Origin of the sequence: uncultured Bacteroides sp. (genome assembly GCF_937912035.1) — a bacterium.
In the GTDB taxonomy this organism is placed as follows: Bacteria; Bacteroidota; Bacteroidia; order Bacteroidales; family Bacteroidaceae; genus Phocaeicola.
Genome location: NZ_CALDPF010000001.1, coordinates 1 through 5,249 on the forward strand (window position 1 = coordinate 1; position 5,249 = coordinate 5,249).

The following is a 5,249-nucleotide window of genomic DNA, read 5'->3' on the forward strand; positions in this document are numbered from 1 at the left end:
CCAATGGTGTGATTACTGACATTGACGGTAAGTTTACATTAATGGTCGATCCTAATGGAAAGATCAAAGTTTCTTATGTTGGGTATCAGCCTCAGGTACTCGATGTAAAGGGCAAAAATTCTTTCAATATTAAATTGAAAGAAGACTCTGAAATGTTGGATGAAGTAGTAGTCACAGGATATGGTGGCAAACAGTTGCGTACCAAAGTGACCAATTCAATTGGCAAAGTAAAGGAAGATGTTCTACAAAAAGGACTCTTTTCCAATCCGGCACAAGCTTTGTCTGGGGCGGTATCGGGTGTACGTGTTCTTCAGACCTCAGGTGATCCAGGAGCTACTCCTACTATAATCCTACGTGGTGGTACCGATTATAACGGAACGGGATCTCCATTAGTGTTAGTAGACGGACAAGTCCGTGGAAGTCTGAGTGATATCAATCCTGAGGATATTGAGTCAATGGAAGTCCTAAAAGACGCCGGTGCCACTGCTATTTATGGTGCTCGCGCTAATAATGGTGTAATCTTAGTTACTACTAAACGTGGTAAAGAAGGTAAAGGTGAGGTCAGTGTAAAGGCTAAAGTCGGTATCAACTATTACAATAATCCTTATGAATTTATGAATGCCGGCGATTATATCTATTGGATGCGTACGGCATATCAACGTTCTGGGCAAATCTATAAAGATTCCAAAGGTAATTGGGTTGGTACAGCAGATATGAATAGTCTAAATAATGCAACTCCCTATGGTACGGGTAATCTCTATTTTGATCCTAGTACCGGGGCCGTACTTGATGGAAATAAAGACGTGCGTGCCGTATGGAGTACAATGAAATATACGGATGATCTGGCTTTTTTATTGAAGCAAGGTTGGCAAACCATGACAGATCCTGTATATGGTGATCAAATAATTTATAAGAATACAGATCCTGCCTCGTTCAACCTACATACTCCATCACTTTCTCAAGACTACAATATCAGTATTTCTGGAGGTAACGATAAAGGAAATTATTATGCTGGAATCGGATATAATAATACAGATGGTACAGCTACAGGGAATTGGTATAAACGTCTAACATTTACGTTTAATGCTGATTATAAAATCAAACCTTGGCTTACATCCAGTTCATCGTTTAATTTTGCAGATGCTACTTGGTATGGACTTTCTCCTGGTTCCAGAGGTGAAGTGGAATATTTCAATCGAATGCTTTCATTACCTCCTACATTCCGTGGTTACAACGCTGATGGTGAAATGTTATTAGGTCCTAATTCTTCTGATGGGAACCAGTCATTCAATTTAAGTAAGTTTAAGCGTGATAACAACACCGACAAATTTACCATGGTACAATCCTTCGATATAAAATTAATGAAAGGACTGAATTTAAAGTTGACAGCGAACTGGTACTTTGATGAAGCTAAATATGAAGCATTCAATCAAGACTACTTGTCAAGTCCCAATAACATGAATACATCTCGTTCTACATCAGCAGAATTTGATAGAACGCTCAATCAGACTTACAATGCGGTTTTAAATTATGATTATCAAATTACGAAAGATCATTATCTGGCTGCAATGTTAGGTTTTGAATACTACGATGCTTATCAAAAAGGATTTAACGCTTCTGGATCGGGTGCTCCGACTGACGATTTTGGTGATCTTCAATTTACAAGTAATGAAGAAGGAAAACGTAATATTGATTCATGGCATAGTCGCCAACGCATTATGTCTTTCTTTGGGCGTGTGAATTATGACTTCCAAAGCAAATATTTGGTATCATTCGTATTAAGAAAGGATGGCTACTCTAAATTAGCAAAAGACAACCGTTGGGGAGTATTTCCCGGAATTTCAGCAGGATGGGTTTTCGGAAAAGAGAAATTTATGGAATCCCTCCAACAAGTAGTTTCCTTTGCCAAATTGCGCGCAAGTTATGGATTGAATGGAAATGTAAATAAAGATTGGGTCGGTAATTACACAGTGCAGGGATCTTACGGAAGTAATAAATATAACGGCAATACTGGGTATCTATTAGGTTCTCTCCCTATTCCTTATTTACAATGGGAACGTTCACAAACTTTTGAAGTAGGTATGGATTTAAGTTTTCTTGAAAACAGAATCAATACTAACATGACGTATTACAATCGTAGAACGGAAGATAAATATGCCACTATTCCTTTGCCATCTTCATCAGGGGTTTCTGGTATAACCTCAAATAACGGTAAATTACAGAATCAAGGACTTGAGCTGGAATTTGGTTTTAAAGTGCTTGAGAAACGTGATTGGAAGTGGAATATCAATCTGAACGCTGCCTATAACATAAACAAAATTCTGGAATTGCCATACAATGGACTGGAGAGAAATCGTCAGAATGCCATGGAGGTGTATACAGGTCGCAAATTGGATGATGGCAGCTATGAGAAGATGTGGGTAGGAGGTTATCAGGAAGGACAGCGCCCAGGTGACATCTATGCATACAAAGCAGAAGGATTATACAGAAGCGAATCCGAAATTCCAGGAAATTTGATCGATAAGTCTACAGGAAATAACAGCTCAAACAATAAGATTTTGTATGGTCCGGAAGCATGGGCTAAATTAACAGATCAGGAAAAAAGTAAAGGTTTACCTATACAACCTGGAGATGTAAAGTGGAAAGATGTGAATAATGATGGCGTCATTGACGTATATGATCAAGTGAAAGTCGGTAATACAACGCCCAAATGGACTGGTGGCTTCAATACGACTGTATCATGGAAAGATCTGACATTATCAGCACGTTTTGATTATGCTTTAGGCTTTACTGTAATTGATTGGAAGACTCCTTGGATCATGGGTAATATGCAGGGAACTTATAATACAATCTCAGATACCAAAAATACATGGTCACCTGAAAATCCAAACGCCAAATATCCAACTTACACGTGGGCTGATCAGTTAGGAAAACGTAATTATGCACGTAGTAGTTCTATGTTCACTTTCAATGGTAATTATCTAGCTCTTCGTGAACTTAGCTTAGCATATAGATTACCCTCACAATTAATTAAAAAAGCTGGAATGAACGATGTTTCCTTCTCTATTACTGGACAAAATCTTGGCTATCTGACAGAAGCTGAGCATATGCACTCTCCTGAGAGCAGTAGTAATAATGGAGGATATCCATTACCACGAACTATTATTTTTGGAGTAAATGTTTCCTTTTAAAAAATTAACATTGTAACAAATATGAAAAAGATAACATCTATTTTATTATTCTTATCAGCGTTGCTGTATGTTTCATGTGACGCTTTAGATCTTTCGCCAGAAGATTATTACGGCAGTGGTAACTTTTGGACTAAAGAAGCTCAAGTAGAAGGATATATGAATGGCTTACACAATAATTTACGAAGTTCCTATACCATGTTTTATGTACTTGGGGAAGCTCGTGGAGGTACATCTCGTTATGGCACATCTTCGTTGGGTACATCTATGTCTTATAGTGATCCTATTAAAAACAATATGTTGACTAAAGACAATACCGGTATTAGTAATTGGTATGATTTATACGGTAGAATTATGCAGGTAAACCATTTTATATCGGAGGTGTCAAACGGATGTTCCTTTTTAAGTGAAAGTAAAAAAGGATTTTACTTGGGACAGGCATACGGTTTGAGAGCATTGTATTATTTTATGTTATATAAAACTTATGGTGGCGTACCTTTGATTACTGATGTCAAAGTGCTTGAAGGAGGAAAGATATCTGCAGATGCCCTTTATACGGAACGTTCTACTCCTGAAACAATACTCAAATTTATTAAAAGTGATCTTGAGGCTTCTGAATTAAATTTTGGAAACAATGTTACTATAGATAGAGCAATGTGGACAAAATATGCAACCTTAATGTTAAAAGCTGAAGTTTACATGTGGTCAGCAAAAGTGACTACAGGCGATCATCAAGCCACAGGAAATAGTGATTTGGCAATTGCTCAGACAGCTCTCCAGCCTTTAATCAACCAATTCTCGTTATTAGATAATTTTTCAGAGGTCTTCTCTAAAAAAGCAAATGATGAAATTATTTTTGCCATTCGTTTTAAAGATGGAGAAGCAACTAATTGGGCCGGTCCTTTTATTTATTATGGTAATATATTCGAAGGGCAACGCTATGGCCGTGATGGCAAATTAATGCAGGATACTTTAGATTTGAAAGGGACAGTAGGGCAATTCCTTCATGAATATAAGAAGGCACTTTGGGATTCATATGATGATGAAGATATGCGACGCGACGCTACTTTCATGGATCATTATGGTAGTGCCCAAAAGGAAGGATTTGGCATTGCTATGAAAAAGGGTATCGGTTCTGTCAATTCTAACAACCAGCGTATATTTGATACAGATATTATTGTATATCGTTATGCCGATGTACTATTGATGATGGCAGAAATAGAAAATGCCCTTTCAGGAAAATGTGCAAATTACGTTAATGAAGTACGTAAGCGGGCTTATGGTAAGAACTGGCATCCACAATTCGCATACACTGATGGAAGTTATGCTGACAATGAGTTAACTATTTTACATGAACGTGATAAAGAATTTGTTTGGGAAGGTAAACGTTGGTTTGATGTAGTACGTATGCACGATGCAAACGGAAAATCATTAGCTTTTTCAGTAGCAGCTAATTATCCCAACAATGAGACTCCTGATGAAAGAGTTCCATTAATTAAAGAAAGTGAAGCCCATAAGTTGTTGTGGCCGATAGACGTCAATACATTAAATAATGACCCAAAATTGGAACAAACACCAGGGTATGATAAGTGAGAAATTGAAGACATCACTTAGAAATATTCTTTAAATACCATCAATATAAGCCAACTGACAATAAATCAGTTGGCTTTTTATTGTTAATCTATTCTCCTGCTGAAAGCAGAGCACACACATTTTATAGACTTTAGGAAATTATTCTGATAATATTATTAGGGTATTTTCAACTCTATATACCTTAAAAGTAATTAAAAACACTTATTATAAAGAGGAGGCTATTTATTCTTTTCAAGTCACATACGAAACTTCTTCTTAAGATTGGAAACAGTCTATTTGTGTTTATAAATTCAATTACTTTTTCACAATATCGGCCATATACTAACTACGGTTGGCCATATAATTCTACTTTCGATATTACTTTATAGCTTTATAGCTGAAGATTGTATAATAATGTTAAATACATTATTGTGATTATTGCTATACTTGCTTCTTTCCTTGTCTTTCTTTTTCGCACTCGATCAAGAA

2 protein-coding genes are annotated in these 5,249 nt (G+C 36.7%); both read left to right on the forward strand.

Annotated elements, in window-relative coordinates; translation table 11 throughout:
* Positions 1-3,191 (forward strand): SusC/RagA family TonB-linked outer membrane protein (locus Q0486_RS00005; protein WP_299228885.1); only part of this gene is annotated, 3,191 nt, incomplete at its 5' end.
* Positions 3,192-3,212: 21 nt separating this feature from the next.
* Positions 3,213-4,781 carry a RagB/SusD family nutrient uptake outer membrane protein gene (locus Q0486_RS00010; RefSeq protein WP_008659443.1) on the forward strand — a complete coding sequence of 523 codons (1,569 nt, stop codon included), beginning with the start codon at positions 3,213-3,215 and terminating at the stop codon, positions 4,779-4,781.
* Positions 4,782-5,249: the final 468 nt, after the last annotated feature.